This is a genomic window from Corynebacterium callunae (genome assembly GCF_046592015.1).
GTDB lineage: Bacteria > Actinomycetota > Actinomycetes > Mycobacteriales > Mycobacteriaceae > Corynebacterium > Corynebacterium callunae_A.
The window spans coordinates 266,763-282,096 of record NZ_JAWVOB010000001.1 but is presented as its reverse complement, the minus strand read 5'-3'; the positions used below and the strand labels follow the sequence as shown (position 1 = coordinate 282,096).

Genomic DNA, 15,334 nt, shown 5'->3' with positions numbered 1-15,334 from the left:
GGGGCGGTTAATTCCAAAGCTCATTACCTGCCGTTTTAAGAAATATCGGCCGATTGACTATTTCTGCGACAGACTCAAAAGATGAGTGTTCCACAAATACTGAGTTAACGTCAGAGCCACACCGGCCGATAGTCGTGCGTGCCGCTCACTTAATCCCTTATAATTCTCTTCCTTGCCATGCCCAGTCCCAAATGAATTGCGCAACTCGACCAAAGAATTGGAAGTTTGTGCCAAATTCGACAGGAGGACTTCGACAGTCTGGGACTCCAGAATTTCAGGGTCGACGTCATTTGCGTTAATACCAAGAGAGGCCATAGCCTTGCGGACTAGTTTTGGCATATCGTCTTTTCTCGAAAAATTGCCTCCACGTTCCACCAAAATTGTCCGGGCGCATGATTCCACCATTTCCTTGGAAATACCGATCGCAAGTGTCGGGTTGTTCCTTACTCCGTCAGTGAGGAGCTCACGCTGATTATCCAAATATTCACTGGAGAATCCAGCCTCAACCAAGCTATCACCACGAAGCTCCACTGGAATAAGGTTAGCTTTTAGGTTATTGAGCTGTTCAAAACACCTCGTAGATAATTCAAATTCTTCATCAGATATCGTGTTTGGTGAAGTCAATAGCCATTCTTTCATCAACGCCTCAAGTAACTTAATTGCATCAGCGCGAGGAGCCTCGGCTAAATAACACTCTAGTGATTTACCTTTGGAAAGCTGATACTTATCCCCTAGCCGCAATCCAACAATCTCTTCGGTGAATTCATTGAAACCGTTGTTCCGAACGGGTATTTTGAAGCACCGTGGTGACAAACGTGAAGCACTGGAGTGAGCATCGTGAAGCAGCACCCACCCCAGCACCAGGACGCCTAACCGCCTGTTAACTCATCGTCGGTTTCAACCTCATGTTCGGACCATCCAGGTTGATGATCTCAGCGCCACCAACAAGCCGATTCAGCAATGACTCCGCGACCACCTTGTCCGCCATCGAGGTGTACCACTCTTCCGGATTGAACTGGGACGTAACCATCGTCGATCCACGCCCCTCGCGAGCGGCCAAAATATTGAACAACACATCAGCCGTATCCGCGCTGATCGGGGTCGTGAGAAAATCATCCAGAACCAGCAGATCCGTCGTGGTGATCTGATTAATGAACTGAACCCGCTTGGGATCGTGGTAATCCATCACCGCCAGCCGCGCTGCCAGATCATCAGTCCGGAAGAACCGGGCGGTGTAATCCCGCCGACAGGCAGCATTCAACAACGCCAAGGCCAGATAGGTTTTCCCCACCGATGATTTGCCTAGGACAATGACGTTGGTGGCCTTGGCTACCCATTGACAGTGAGCTAACCGTGTCGTTAACTCACGGTTGAGGTTGCGATCAGGTCGGTAGTCGAGTTCTTCTACACAAGCATCAGGGTTTGGCGACTGGGATGCTTTGAGTAGTTTTGCAAAGCGGCGTTCCGATCGGGCCGCAACCTCTTTATCCAGGGCAAAGGCAATCTGTTGGGAAAAGGTCCACTCGTCATAAGCGGCGTCGTTGGCGATATCGATGACTGTCTGGCCAAATGCAGTCATCCGTAGCCTGGTGAATGTTTCCAGCCAGGTGTCATCAAGGTGAATAGAAGAATCGCTCACGGCTGATCCTCCTTCTTACCCATCAAGGAATCCAAGCTGAACTGGTCGGCCCCGCCCAACAAACCACCCCGCCTGCGATGATGCTGTGACCTCTGATCTTGACCACTCGGGCGCGGTGGCACCTGAGTAGTGGTCGTGGGGCGATCTGCCAGATCGCTACGCACCGCAGCCATCATGTTCTTCACCGCCGTGTAGGACACGGCCCGGGATTGATCACCCTCCCCGACGAGCCGGCGGCATGCTTCTTCCAGGATGATCTTGTTGTCACCTTTGCCCATCCCTAGGATATTGCGGGCAGGAAGATACCCCTGGGCCACGATGGGTTTGGCAGCCAGCAATGCACCGATGGTCTTCCTGGTATTGGGCCCCACCCTGGCTGCCTGATTGAGGAAATACGCCGCTGACCATAGGTTATTAGGATCTTCCATTCCCGGTGGGCAATGAGCAATATCGGTGACATAGGCACCTCGTTGGGTGGTGACCTGGTGAGTGGCAATAGTGATGCCACCAGCAAAGACATCGAGTTGCTCCCCGCGGATACGGACATCGACAGTGTCACCGACATAGGTATACGGGATGGAGCAATGCACCGTGGATACCGTGATGTTCCAGTTCGGAGCGACCTTCGCTTTCTTCCACACTGTGGATACAAACGGCTGGTGAGGTAGTTCAGCCAAGAGGTCCTGTTCAGCATCGATGAAGATCTGGCGTCTGGATATCGGCTGGTCACGAAAGGGAGTACGGTCATTGATCTCATCAACTGCTCCCCGAAGAGCACCGTTGAGGTCGTCCAGGTTGGTGAAGTCCCTGCCCGCTAGTTTCAGGATTGCCCAGTTGGTGATGACTTTGACCCCGGATTCCACATTGCCTTTATCCTTGGGCCGCAGGGGGCGTGCCGGCAATGCTGCAGTGTTGTAGTGGGTCAAAAACTCCTGATAACTAGTGTTGACCCTGCGTGCCCTATCCCCGGTGGTAATGACATTGGATGCGGTGGAGGCATTATCCGGCACGATGACTTCAGGTACTCCCCCGAAGTAGTCGAAGGCCAGGCGGTGCGCGGCCAGCCAGCTGGGTTGGCGTTGGTCGAGGAAACCGTGGGCGAAGACCAACCCGGAGTAAGGCAAGGTGGCGACGAAGATGCTGACCTTGGTGGTTTTCCTGCTGATCGGGTCGATCAACTGCATTGTCGTTCCAGCCCAATCGACCTGGCAAGTGTGTCCTGGGATGTGGTGGACCCGGGTGGTCAGGCCTTGCGCGGCGATGTGACGGTTGACGAGCTGCCGGAAACGTTCATAGCTGTAGTGCCGAAGCCCTTCAGGTGCGGGGATGTTCAGGTAGTTGGCCCACAGGACGTTGAGTGGGGTTTTCTTCCTGCCGGTTCTGGCTTTTATGATGGTGTCGATGTCGATGGTGACGAATTCACCTGCGGTGGTGGCCCGGCCATCGCCGATCATCAATGCCAGGTCTTCATTGCTGTGGCCCATGATGTGAGCTTCGGTGGTGAGATTGTGTTGGTCGAGTGCTTTACGCGCTTTAGCGATCGTGGCGTGTGCGGCACCGCAGTGGGCTTGGATTGTCCTGTATGAATTGCCTCGAAGAAGCAGAGTCATGATCAACTGGTAGTTGGTCACGGTCCAGGTCCTTTCTAGTGTTCACCTGACCGAGTTGTCGGGTGATACTAGAAGTGTGGGGTCTGACTCCGGTTACCGCTTCACGAAGCTCACCATACTGCTTCACGATTGTCACCACGGTGCTTCAAAATAGCCGTTCCTAACAAAACCGTCACTTGAGAACTCGAGCACATACCCATCGCTATTAAGGAGAGAAATGAAATCTCGCCGCTCGGTATAACGCAAGGAATCAGGAACTGGCATTTGCAATATTTCTCCTTAAAAGCATTAACCTAAGCAAAGTATCTACGTGCAATAGGCATAGCTGACCGGTCTTAGCTCTCAGATTTGGTGTAGTTCTCTATTTATGCTATTAGTTCATATCGGTAAAGTTATCGACCCGTCGCTTTTAGTCTTCGACTGGTCTAATTTTCTCCAATATTTCCAAGTCTTCATTCCACCGAGAGGCGTTTACTGATGTCTTACTTAATTGACTAACCAGGTCACTCTCGAGTGAGGGTGGGACTGCGATTATTAGAAGCTTTTGAGCTCGTGAAGCCCCTACATAGTAAAGGCGCCGCTCTTCCGTCGATTGTCCACGCGACCAGCTTCTAATGAACTCATTAGATTTCTGTGTAACCCGTCTATTTTCAGGTTGATCTAATACCAGAACTACTGATTCGTACTGCTTGCCCTTACTTCCGAAGATTGTATCGAATTCAAAGTTTCCTTGTTTTGGGGGCCTAATTTTATTGAGGACGCTTTGCCAGTCAGCATTACTTGGTGCAAACTTCGCTTGTTGACGTACAAACAGACCAAGCTCTTTCGTACAGACTTCAATAATCCGACGTTTAAATTCATCCTGGACTAGCTCAGTAGGATCACCAACAAAGAAAGCCAGTTTAAGGCAGGCTTCTCTAACCGATAAACCCAAGCTTCCTAAGTGCTCTTCTAGTTTTGGCCTGGCAAGGGGCTCATCTTTCTCGATGTAAAAATTGTCCTGCAAAGCAATAGTCAAACGCTCAATCGACCTGATTAATGCACGATTATCTCCATGAGCGGAAACAATTCCAGAAATTGCGCTAAGGAAATGATGTGATGATTCTGTTCTATAAACCTTTGTCGCTTGTTCGCCACCAGCAGCGCTCGCAGCGGCTTCCCAACCCGTCGCCAAAAACACAGGACTACCAACACCCAACCGCGAAATAGACGGAGTAGAAAGCAGTTTAGTAACCTGACTCGATAATTCTTCGCGTTGCTTATAAGGGAGAACTACTACCCCAATATCATCAACGTTTATCTCTGTGGGGATATCAACGACATTACTGCTAGCTCGTAGCTCGGAAACTAATCCGCAGATCGAAGGCGTACTTCGAAAATTGTGAACCATCCTAATCTCGCGTAGTTTGAGCTCCGTTGCGAGTTCTCTTACTTTTGATGCATTAGTCCCCCGAAATGAGTAAATATCCTGGTCAAGGTCACCAATAAGGGAGATAACTACACCACGCCTGTTTAACTCTCGGAGCAGAGCAAGATCAACAGAGTTACAATCCTGCACCTCATCGACAAGAATTTCTCTGAATCGTGTAGAAATTATGTCTACAATTCTGTAGGGATTATGCTTCAGAACGTACTCCACAATTTCTCGCGCTTCATCATGCGTCATAAATCCTTGACGTACCAATGCTCTTCGTCGTGCGACCATAGCATCTTTGATTTCCTGTACTTGGATCCTAGTCGCTCCGAGGAGCACTCCATTTCTCTTAATGGTCTGAAGTGGATCAGGTTCATTCCAATCAATTTCTGACAGTCCGACAATCGCTTTGGAATTAGAAATGAAGCTGGCCAGTTCTATTCTGGCGACTTTACCAAGATCATCCCACGATTCATGGATGCTAGGTGTAGTCCCGTATTCAGCCTCACAGAACGGACGAGTAAGAAATGTAATTAGGAAGGAATCAATCGTCCCAATAAAGTGAACGCCGTTCTTCTTTCCCGTCTGGTTATCGACTCGAGTTTGAATTTCCTCGGTGGCATTATTAGTAAATGTCAGCACCGGCATCCCCTGCTTTTCTCCCCTCCGCTGACATTGGTGTACAAACCGCCTAGAAATAGTTTCGGTCTTACCTGCTCCAGGCACCGCAACAACAAAAAGACCCTCATCACTTGCCTCGACGAAATCAATTTGTTCTGCCGTTGGCGTGTATTCCCTCACTAATTACGCCTCAGCAATCTTGTCGAGCAGCTCTACTAAATGGTTAGGGATTTTAAATTCGGCATTGGGTTCTTCTGCCAGCTTTACTGCTAAATCGTGAGCAAACTGCCCTTTACCGATATCCAGTGAGTCCGTGCCTCTTACTGAAGATTGCATCATTTCGTACATCTTTAATTTCAAATCTCTATTCGACTTAACGTTGCTCCACTTCACACTCGAATTGGGATGCTGCTGCAAATACACCTCCCCAAGGAAATTGACATTCTCATCGGAATCTCCAAGTAGGGAAACCTCGAGAGTGTATGGGGATTCAGAAACTGTTATTGCCGAGCCACCCACCTTCCGAAGATCTGACGCGCGATTGTATGGTGTCTTCGGGTCTCCACCTGTCGGTTCGATTAAGTTGGGATCTTCATCGGTAAGTACAAATAATGAATCAATGAGCGGAACTACATTCCCGCCAGTTTTCGTAGTAGTCGAAAACGTCATCAGCTTGATATATGGCGCGAAGTCAACGGAACCTAAGCTGACGATTGTAGCTGCTCTAAAAGAGCGGTACTTCGCTTTATTGCCCGCAAAGTGCCTTAGGGCGAGAGCTGGAAGGATTACTGCCTCGGCAATCCCTTCGACCAAAACTACTTTTCTAGAAAAGAGTAGCTCAGCCCTTGTGACATCAAGATATTGATTAATTTTACGGCGGTTCCGCTTGCCCTCAACTCCATCGCCGAGATTTACATCTACAAGAGGAAGCGCAACTGTCCCGTTCGATTGAGTGTTTTTCAAGACCACAATGTCGTCAATCTCTAGTGAGCTTGTGATATTGGGTGAGTGAGTCGTCGCAATAACCTGGATGCGCCCATGCTTTGCGGTATCGGCTTTAGAGTCTCTATCTTCATCTCTATTTTTGACTACCTCATCACCGTTTTGCGCATAGTCACGAAGAAAATCGAGGAGCGCAATTTGTAACTGCGGATGAAGATGTGCTTCTGGCTCTTCAAGAAGCAAGAGTGTTAGCTCTGAATCAGTCGCTAGCGATAATTCAATAAGAACGGTTGAGATGAAGAGTAAGTTGGCATAGCCAAGGCCGGATGAGGCCAGTTCAATTGGATCAACGCCATTCTCCGCCATTTTGAGACGAAGGCCTCTGGCTAGACTTTCAATACTCGGTGTCTGAAATCCCAGTTCTACTGCTTGTCCTCTAATGGAGTCAGTGAGACCAGATAGATGCTCCTGGATCGAGCTTTGTATTAAATTAACCGGTTCTTTTTCTAGTAAACTTTTGAATCCCTCAGAGGCTGCTTTAACAAATTTTTCTTGTTCGCTCTGACTAAGCATCGACCGCAAAATTATCCCTAGTCCACGACCATTTCCAGAGTCGAGGTGCTGTTTTGCGTCACGTAATGGAGCCAGGTAGACATGGTTAATTTTTGATCGATTTTCTGGCTCCGCATCAACACCTTCAAGTGGCCCTGCAGTACGTTTGCGGATTCCTCTTGGAGCCTGCTGAGTCGCCGGAGTGTAACTTGTCTGAAAATGAATATTGCCAGTTTTCGCATCCAGGCCAGAAATAAGCAAAGCTTTCTGAAAATTGCTAGCGCCAGCAAGTTTTATACTTATATTAATTGCAGCTTTGGTTTCCCTTGTTCGGTCATCTTCTGAGAAGTACCTTGTGGATTTGCTGCTAAGTGGGTCTGTAGCGAGACGGAGCGCATCAATGACGTTTGACTTTCCGGAGTTATTTTCTCCTACAAGGAGAGTAATTCCTGGCCGCAAAGGGACGGTCACCGACTCACAAGACCTGAAATTTGAAATAACCACCGAGTCAAGCCAGAGCCCACCCTGGTTGTTCTTATCGCTTACTTGTTGTTCAGGCATTTGTTCTAACTCCCAATAACCGATATGCCTTAGCAAATCGCATAGATTTATTAGACCTATTTTACCAATTCAGGAAGCAGAGTTGCGTTTTAGTCTTTGACCTCGACCTATGACTATTGACCTGAACCATTTATGAATGCCATAGAAAGCAAAGTATTTGAATTATCTCAAGAATTATTACCTTCTGATAGGAATTAAGTCGCTACCCTAGGGTTACTGTACGGCTCCCCTTCTGGTGAAAATATGGAAAAAGTAATAAGCACCATTAGGTCAAGGCTAAAAGACCCAATCGCTGGAACTTTTTATCAGTTACACCGGCCAGGGGCTTGTTTTAAATGCAGTAAACTAGCCTGGAAGGGCTTTTCCATGCCCCCGAGTTTTATTCTTCGCTCGACCACTTCTCTTCAGAAAGTGGTGAAGCATCCAATCTATTCCTGCGCTCACGCCAATCTGCCATGTGCCGATCCATGAGCGCAACGAAAGCATCGCCGTGACCGGTCTCGAAATAGTGCATCATTTCATGAACGACAATGTACTCAATCGCCTCGGGCTCTTTTTTGGCTAGCTCAAGGTTGAACCAGATGTGCCGAGAGTTTCGGTTGCATGAACCCCACTTGGTTTTCATACGCCTAATAGTCCACTTGGGGACTTGGACGTTAAGCTTCTTCTCCCAAGTAGAAATCAGAGGCGGAATCTCGACCTTGAGAATATCCCGGTACCAATCCTCCAGCTTACGGAATCGGTAGTCCCGGCTAATCTCCGCTGGAGTGCGAAGCTCAAGCCGGTTGCCGTTAATGGCAAACGACGTACGCCCAGGCTGTTCGATGACACGCAGGCGAAAACGCCGACCCAACACATAATGAGTTTCACCTTCAACCATCAGACGTTTTGTCTGACGATCGGCAGTAGCAAACCGCTTCTGTTCCTTACGAATCCAGGTCAGCCGCTGAATCACTGCTAGACGAATCTGCTCCTCGTCATACTGCAATGGTGCAGAAACTCGAACCTGCCCTTCTGGAGGATAAACAGAAATATGAAGATTTTTAATGTCCTTGAATGAGACCGCTACCGGTGTTCCAGAAACTTCTAGAGCTAGGTTACTTGTATTCATCCTGCATCTTTACGAGGTTAAGGAGATCGTCAATTCGGTCAAATTCATCGCCCAATGACTTGGCTAATGCTCGCTTAACTACGCGCTCCTTAATAGGCTTTCCCACCCAATTGTGAGGCTTGGAAGTCAGAATTACGTTATCTAGCTCAAGCACCAAAGACTCACTGAAACCAAAATCAAATAGCGAGCGCATCGCCGGGGTGTTAATTGAAGCGGGAAGTGAGCCATCTCCTCGATCCTCAACCTGTCGGCCAACCTCAAGAATCCGCTTCAGATACTCCTTGTACTCCAGAACTCCCTTACGCCAGTCCTCAAGAACTGAATCAAGCAACTTACTCATTTTCTCGTAATACGCAGGGTTAATGTCGTGCTTATCGATGATCGTTGAGCGAACATTGTTAGCCACAGCAGCGGCGACTGCTTCCTTATCCTTGCGCATATTTGGAGGAAGTTTTTTAATCGCCTTCTCACCATTCTTCAGGATCAATTCAACGAGGCTAACACCAGAGAAATCGGTGATCAACACAGACTGATCAGCTTGAATGTAATGATCGAGCAAATGACGCATCCCAGCCTCATACTGCTTGAAATCAACATTCTCCCCAGCACCAATCTTTACCTCGGTACGGATATTGATGAAGTCGGAAATCTCCTTACGGATCTTCTCTGCATCGGCACCGCTGTAGCCAGCTTCAGCCATATCATTGGCGATATTGGCATAGGCACGGCTAACTGCGGCCACAGACTTATAGAGCTCTACGCGCTTCTGCTCATTCACCTTGATCTGCTCAGCATTGCCTGGCTCGACAGAAACGAAATAATGCTGGTATTCAGAGGAGGATTTTGGTGGAGCAACAGGCTCAACCAAGGCACGAATCCGCTCCAAGGCCGCGTCGAGGTCTTCCCTACCCCGCTCAATGCGATTGGTCAGCAGGCCATTGACATCCTCTTTGTCATAACCACCAAGTGCATCGGAAGTGTAATCATCAATCGCGCTCTCGAGCGAATTGAAAAGGTCACGGTAGTCGATGATGTAGCCATAATCCTTAGAATCACCATCAAGACGATTGACTCGGCAAATAGCCTGGAAGAGACCGTGATCCTTCATATTCTTATCGATATATAGATAAGTGGCACTCGGAGCATCAAAACCAGTCAGAAGCTTGTCCACAACAATCAGCAGGCGCATCTGCCCTGGCTCTTTGGTGAACTGCTCTTTAACCTTCTTCTCGAACTCTTCAACGCGCAGAACGGCAGTCTCTTCTGGCTCATTGAAGTAGCGTGAGAGCATCCTGCGATAAGTGTCATACTGGCGAATTTTTTCAGTCTTGCCCTCGCCAGAGTCTTCCTTGGAAATATCCGAGGCATTAGGAACATAGCTGGTGACAATAGCGCACTTACCAGCTAGATCAGTCTGCTCGAACAAGTCATAGAACTTGCAGGCTTGGTAAATACTCGAGCCAACCAACATGGCATTACCAGTGCGATCCATCAACCGTGGCCTGGTCTCCATGTCAATCAAAATGTCATTGACTATCTGACGTGCACGAGGCTCAGAGGTAGATACCTTCTGGATATTGCCCCAACGCTTTTTAAGCTCGGCTTTGCTGAGGTCGGTCATACCATTGGTTTTGAGATCAAACCATTGGTCAATCTTCTCAGGGCTGGTGATGAATTGGTCGATATTTCGTGGCTCATAAGACAGGTCTAGAACCACACCGTCGTTGACGGCTTCATTGAACTTATAGGTGTGGATGTATGAACCAAAGGTCTCAATACTGGTTGCTTTATCTTTTTTCAGAAGTGGCGTTCCAGTAAAACCAATAAACATAGCATCGGGCAGAATTTCCTTCATTGCCTTATGCATCGTGCCAGACTGGGTTCGGTGTGCCTCATCCACAAAGACAAAGATATTGCCTTTGGCCTTGAAGTCTGCAGGTAGATTAGCTTTGAGCTGGGCAATGTAGTCTTCTGTTGCCTCAACTTCAGACTTCGTCTTATCTGCCACACCAAACTTGTGCACCAGGGAGCCGATCAGCCACTGTTCGCTGGTGTTAAGGGTATTGATCAGGTCGATGCCGCTCTTGGTGCGGTACAGAACTTCGCTAACGCCCTTGAATACCTTCTCAATCTGTTCATCGAGCTCGGTTCGGTCGGTAATCAGCAAGACTCGAGCGTCTTTCTGGTTCTCGCGAATCCATTTTGCCAGCCACACCATTGTGAGGGATTTTCCTGAACCCTGGGTATGCCAGATGATGCCATTTTCACGCTCTGCAATGCGTTTTTGAGCGGCCTTAATGCCAAAGTATTGGTTGTGGCGAGGCCCTTTTTTAACACCACGGTCAAAGACGATGAAATCATGAATAAGCTCAAGGAAGCGAGTCTTATCTACCATCTGGAGAAGAGCGCGGTCGAGAGGATTAGCATTCTCAAACCCTTCCTCTTTCCACTCCAGCCAATACTTTTCCGGTGAGTCAATTACGCCATAGCGAAGACCTTCAATGTCGTTACCGGCGAAGACATACTGCACGGTTGAGAAGAAGTGACGGATAAAGTCCTTCTTCTGGTTACCAATTGTCTGACGAATACCCTCAGAGACATTTACTAGCGAGCGCTTCAGTTCAATCGTGCTAATGGCAATGCCGTTGATATACAGCACGATATCTGGGCGCTTCTTATTAACTCCCTGGATAGAGACCTCTTCCGCGAAAGCAAAATGATTGTTAGTAGGAGTCTTCCAGTCGATGAGGTAGACGGACTCAGTCTGCTCACCAATACCAGCCTTCTCCTTCGCACCGTATCGCAGGATTGAATAGACTTCCTGGTTCGCTTCATACAGGTCACGACCAGCACTTAGTGTCGATGCTTTCTGAAGGTGGCTAACAGCGCGATTAATCAGTCTTTCATCGTATCCGCGAGCTCGTAGGTTTTGTTCCAGCAAGCCGACCTCGATATTTGAATTGCCTTGGCGATGCTCCCAATTGCCGAGATACTCAAATCCGAGTTGGTCTCTAAGTAGCTCAACTACTCGATTCTGGGTCTTGCGCTCAATTTGTCCTAGGTTGCTCATGCTTTCACCTCCTGATCTAGCGGCAAACGCACCCGACCAGTGAGGAGCTGTTGCATCATGCCTTGTTTAATATCTTTGACTTTGGCGAGCTTTTGTTCAAGGAGGGAGATCTCTTTATCTAGCGTAAGAAGTACTTGCCCGATAGCCTCTTGCTCGAACATTGGGGGAATCTTAAACTCCAAGTTTTTTACTACATTCCATTCAGCTCTGGGCATATGGGTACCAGCACCCTCGCTGGCAGTATTAACAAACTCGTCAGTCTCCACGAGATACCTCAGGTATTCACTAGTGACCTGGTGCTTTGGTTTCAAGACCCAAAATTCTGTCGAGCATAATCCAGGACTTGTGGCCAGTAGATATTTTCGAAGGTAAGACCTTAACTTGCCAAACAAGACATCGCCGGATTCAAAGTAACTTTTCATTGAGGTTGCTTCTGAAGAGCTTCGACTAAATAATAAAGTTCCCGTTCCTTGACCGATTTGGTCCATTTCGATCAACAGAGTCTCTGATGAGACTTTCGCAGGCCATGCCTTCTTGCTGCTAGGCTCGCATAGATCAACTACCTTGAATTGTTTCCATTTACCCCCGAACCCAGGTAATCGAGTGCGACCAGTCAGGAGTTGTTGCAATACTCCCTGTTTGATATCGCGCTTCTTTGAAATCAAGCCATCTATTGCAAGTAAGTATTTATCAATTTTCTTTAGCGTGGATGAAATATTCTCTTGCTCTGACCGAGATTTGGGAAGACCAACCTCAAAACCCTGAATCCTTCCTAGGGCAAGTTTGGGTTGAGCACCGACAGTTTGAACTGCCAAAATCTCAGACTGAATCGTGTCAGACATAAGAAAATATTGAAGATAGTCGATGTCGCACTTAATTCCAGTTAGACGATCCGCATTCTCGGTCAGATTTGCACCATCAAGCTTTTTTGGAATTCGACCTACAATTCCAAGAGTTCCTGCAACACTAATAAAGATATCATCGGCAAAAATTCTGTACCGAGAAATCAGGGGCGCTACATCATCCGGCACATAATGTAGGTCATCTAAGGAGACCGATCCTGGATACATGTCACTAACCCTGATGTAAGGAAATCGAGTCTTATTTTTTGTTAAAGATTTCCCTTTTGGCAAACGCTTTCCACCGCGCACATCTGCAATATCGGAAACTCGGACAGTTTCCCAAGTAGAGCTAGTCATTCATGAGCCCCAATAGTTGAAAAATTTCTGCGCCCTCTTTTTCAGCGAATTCATGTTGTCTTGCAACATCTCCAAGAGTCTCTTTATATCGAACACCTAATGTGTTTAGTCTAGAAACTAGGCCTTGTATTAAGACGTTTACAGCGGCATCAATACGTTCTGCAACTGTAGAATTCCATTTAGCCACAACAACTATCTGTTTGATTTCTGAAACCAAGATCTCTGGGTATTTCCCTAGCACTGCTTCATCAAGCTCAGCCTGTGTTTCCTTGACTGCCTTCTTTGCCTTGTCGTCAGCAGCATAAAGCTTGGAGACTGTGTTAAGCGCAGTAATCTCTTCAGCCTCGCCCTCGAGCTTGGCGGCCTTTAGCCGTTTAGCAACTAAGGCCTTAGAGATCTTCTCGTCCTCCATTGCTTCGGCTAGTAATCCGTCTTCACCAGCGTTCTCCTCCAAGAAGGATTCGAGCTCCTGAGCCGCCTGGTCAGCCTGCGCGATCAGGTCGTCTAGGTTTCGCTGGTCATCGGCAAAATAACGATCAACAATCAGCTTCGGTGGAATCAAATCCATCTTGAACTTGGAAGCCTTCTTGCCGGTACCGATAACCAGATCAGGTTCTTCCTTGAGCTTGCGCTCCTTATCGTCAATCGCAAGACGTGGCTTAGATGCTTCAACCCAGCCCGAGCCCATAATTAGGACTACATCATCGTGCATGGACTCATGCCAATAAGACATAAACTGCTCATAAACAGCGTATTCATCAAGCAGTGGTACGTTTTTGAACCGTGCCAATAAGTCCTCAGAGATTTCAGCAATCAAATCGTTCGGTACGGTTTCTGCGCCCACAGACTCTAGGGGCTCGCGCCACTGAGATTTCCACTCTTCGGTAATTGCATCGACCTTAGAAGAGAATTCCTTAAAATCCTCAGAGTTAAGAATCGTCTGCTGAACGTCCTCAGGTTCAATCGCAAGATCGCTATAGCCTGGACGGTTTTCCTTAAACAGCGCAGTTCGCAGGTTTGGGAACGCGTTCCAGTACTCATTCAAGAGGTCTAGGTCGCGGTTTGGAATGCCGCCATTGAGGTGAGCGTCAAGATCCTGCAGATCTTCTGGCTCAGAGGAGTCAATATAACGTGGAATATTAAGGTTGTAATCGTTCTTCTCATCCGAGATCTCACCCATCGGAACCATTCGAGAATAGCCATCTATCTCGAGCTGGTTATTGAAGGTGGTCACAACCTGGTGAATATCACGACTACGCAGACGGTTCTTGTTGCCATCTTTAATAAAGCCCTTGGATGCATCGATCATGAAGATGCCAGTACGTGCCTGAGCATTTTCCTTATCTATAACGATGATGCAGGCTGGGATACCGGTGCCGTAGAACAAGTTGGCAGGAAGACCAATAATTCCCTTGATATATCCGCGTCGGATAAGTTCCTTACGGATCGTGGCTTCCGCATTTCCTCGGAATAGCACTCCGTGGGGCAAAATGATCGCACCCTTGCCCGTGCTCTTCAGAGAAGTCAGGGCATGAAGCAAGAAAGCGTAGTCGCCGTTCTTCTCCGGAGGCATGCCAAGCTCAAACCGGCCATACTCTTCTTCAAGGCCATTGCTCCAGGCCTTAACTGAGAACGGTGGGTTCATGACGACATAATCGAAAGTCTGCAGGCGATCACCTTCAACAAACTGCGGGTTGGTGATAGTGTCGCCCTTTTCGATCTCTGCAGTCTCGTTATTGTGCAGAATCATATTCATCTTCGATAACGCCCAGGTGGCGTTATCTTTTTCCTGACCGTAAATGGTCATACCTCGAGGAGCTTCTGCCGCAGCCTTTAAAAGCAACGAACCTGAACCTGCCGCTGGGTCATAAACAGTCTCGTCTTGGCTGGTGCTTGCTCCAATACCAACAACTTTGGCCAAGATACGAGACACCTCGGCAGGGGTATAGAACTGGCCTTTGCTCTTGCCAGATTCGGTGGCGAAGTGACGCATTAGGTACTCATAGGCATCGCCTAGAAGGTCGTCACCTTCAGCACCTGAGCTGCGGAAGTCGATGTCATTGAAGATCGTAACTAGCTTGGAGAGCCTATCTTGCATCTCCTTGCCCTTGCCAAGCTTCTCTTCGTCGTTAAAGTCGGCAACGTCAATTACATTGCGCAGACCATTAGCTTCAGCGAGCTTGGCAATAATCTTATTGAGCTGATCGCCGATATCCTTTTCGCCTTTGGCGGCGAGCATATCGTCGAAAGAGCCGCCCTCTGGGACATCAATGAGGCTATCCGGATCAGACTTAGCCTTATCCGAGACGTATTTAACGAAGAGCAGAGTGAGAATGTAGTCCTTGTACTGACTAGCATCCATGCCGCCACGAAGCTGATCAGCACTAGCCCAAAGTGAGGAATAGAGGTCAGATTTTTTAAGAGCCATTACTTTGCCACCGCTTTCAACAACTTGGCCAGAACTTTTGTGCCTTGCATTTTCTTAACCATTACTTCCCCTCCTCCGCGCGCAGTGGCCATTCAATATTAGGATTTAATATTACTGTCTCGTCGAACGTGGACCTGATAGGAGCCTTGTACCTGCAACTCGTGTCGGCACAGACCAGCCTCATCAA

At 48.1% G+C, this 15,334-nt stretch carries 9 protein-coding genes; all 9 read right to left on the bottom strand.

The window, feature by feature from the left end:
- Nucleotides 1-57: 57 nt before the first annotated feature.
- Nucleotides 58-849: an abortive infection family protein gene (locus tag SFC07_RS01320; protein WP_411206420.1), complete on the bottom strand. Its 792-nt coding sequence runs from the start codon at nucleotides 847-849 to the stop codon at nucleotides 58-60.
- A 31-nt stretch (nucleotides 850-880) separates the two neighbouring features.
- Nucleotides 881-1,639 (bottom strand): ATP-binding protein, encoded by a 759-nt coding sequence (locus SFC07_RS01315; RefSeq protein ID WP_411206419.1) that lies wholly within the window; start codon nucleotides 1,637-1,639, stop codon nucleotides 881-883.
- Nucleotides 1,636-3,249: an IS21 family transposase gene (gene istA, locus SFC07_RS01310; RefSeq protein WP_411206755.1), complete on the bottom strand. Its 1,614-nt coding sequence runs from the start codon at nucleotides 3,247-3,249 to the stop codon at nucleotides 1,636-1,638. The genes SFC07_RS01315 and istA overlap by 4 nt, the downstream gene beginning before the upstream one ends.
- A 409-nt stretch (nucleotides 3,250-3,658) precedes the next feature.
- The gene (locus SFC07_RS01305; RefSeq protein WP_411206418.1) at nucleotides 3,659-5,464 is read right to left on the bottom strand and encodes a UvrD-helicase domain-containing protein; all 1,806 of its coding nucleotides are present in this window, start codon (nucleotides 5,462-5,464) and stop codon (nucleotides 3,659-3,661) included.
- Nucleotides 5,465-5,467: 3 nt separating this feature from the next.
- Nucleotides 5,468-7,339 (bottom strand): ATP-dependent nuclease, encoded by a 1,872-nt coding sequence (locus tag SFC07_RS01300; RefSeq protein ID WP_411206417.1) that lies wholly within the window; start codon nucleotides 7,337-7,339, stop codon nucleotides 5,468-5,470.
- Between the two features lie 379 nt (nucleotides 7,340-7,718).
- Nucleotides 7,719-8,450, bottom strand: coding sequence for a M48 family metallopeptidase (locus SFC07_RS01295; protein WP_411206416.1), 732 nt, complete (start codon nucleotides 8,448-8,450; stop codon nucleotides 7,719-7,721).
- Nucleotides 8,437-11,520 (bottom strand): type I restriction endonuclease subunit R, encoded by a 3,084-nt coding sequence (locus SFC07_RS01290; RefSeq protein ID WP_411206415.1) that lies wholly within the window; start codon nucleotides 11,518-11,520, stop codon nucleotides 8,437-8,439. Before SFC07_RS01290 ends, SFC07_RS01295 begins: the two co-directional genes overlap by 14 nt.
- Nucleotides 11,517-12,719: a restriction endonuclease subunit S gene (locus SFC07_RS01285; protein WP_411206414.1), complete on the bottom strand. Its 1,203-nt coding sequence runs from the start codon at nucleotides 12,717-12,719 to the stop codon at nucleotides 11,517-11,519. Before SFC07_RS01285 ends, SFC07_RS01290 begins: the two co-directional genes overlap by 4 nt.
- On the bottom strand, nucleotides 12,712-15,147 hold the full coding sequence (locus SFC07_RS01280) for a type I restriction-modification system subunit M (protein WP_411206413.1): 2,436 nt from the start codon (nucleotides 15,145-15,147) through the stop codon (nucleotides 12,712-12,714). Before SFC07_RS01280 ends, SFC07_RS01285 begins: the two co-directional genes overlap by 8 nt.
- Nucleotides 15,148-15,334 lie beyond the last annotated feature (187 nt).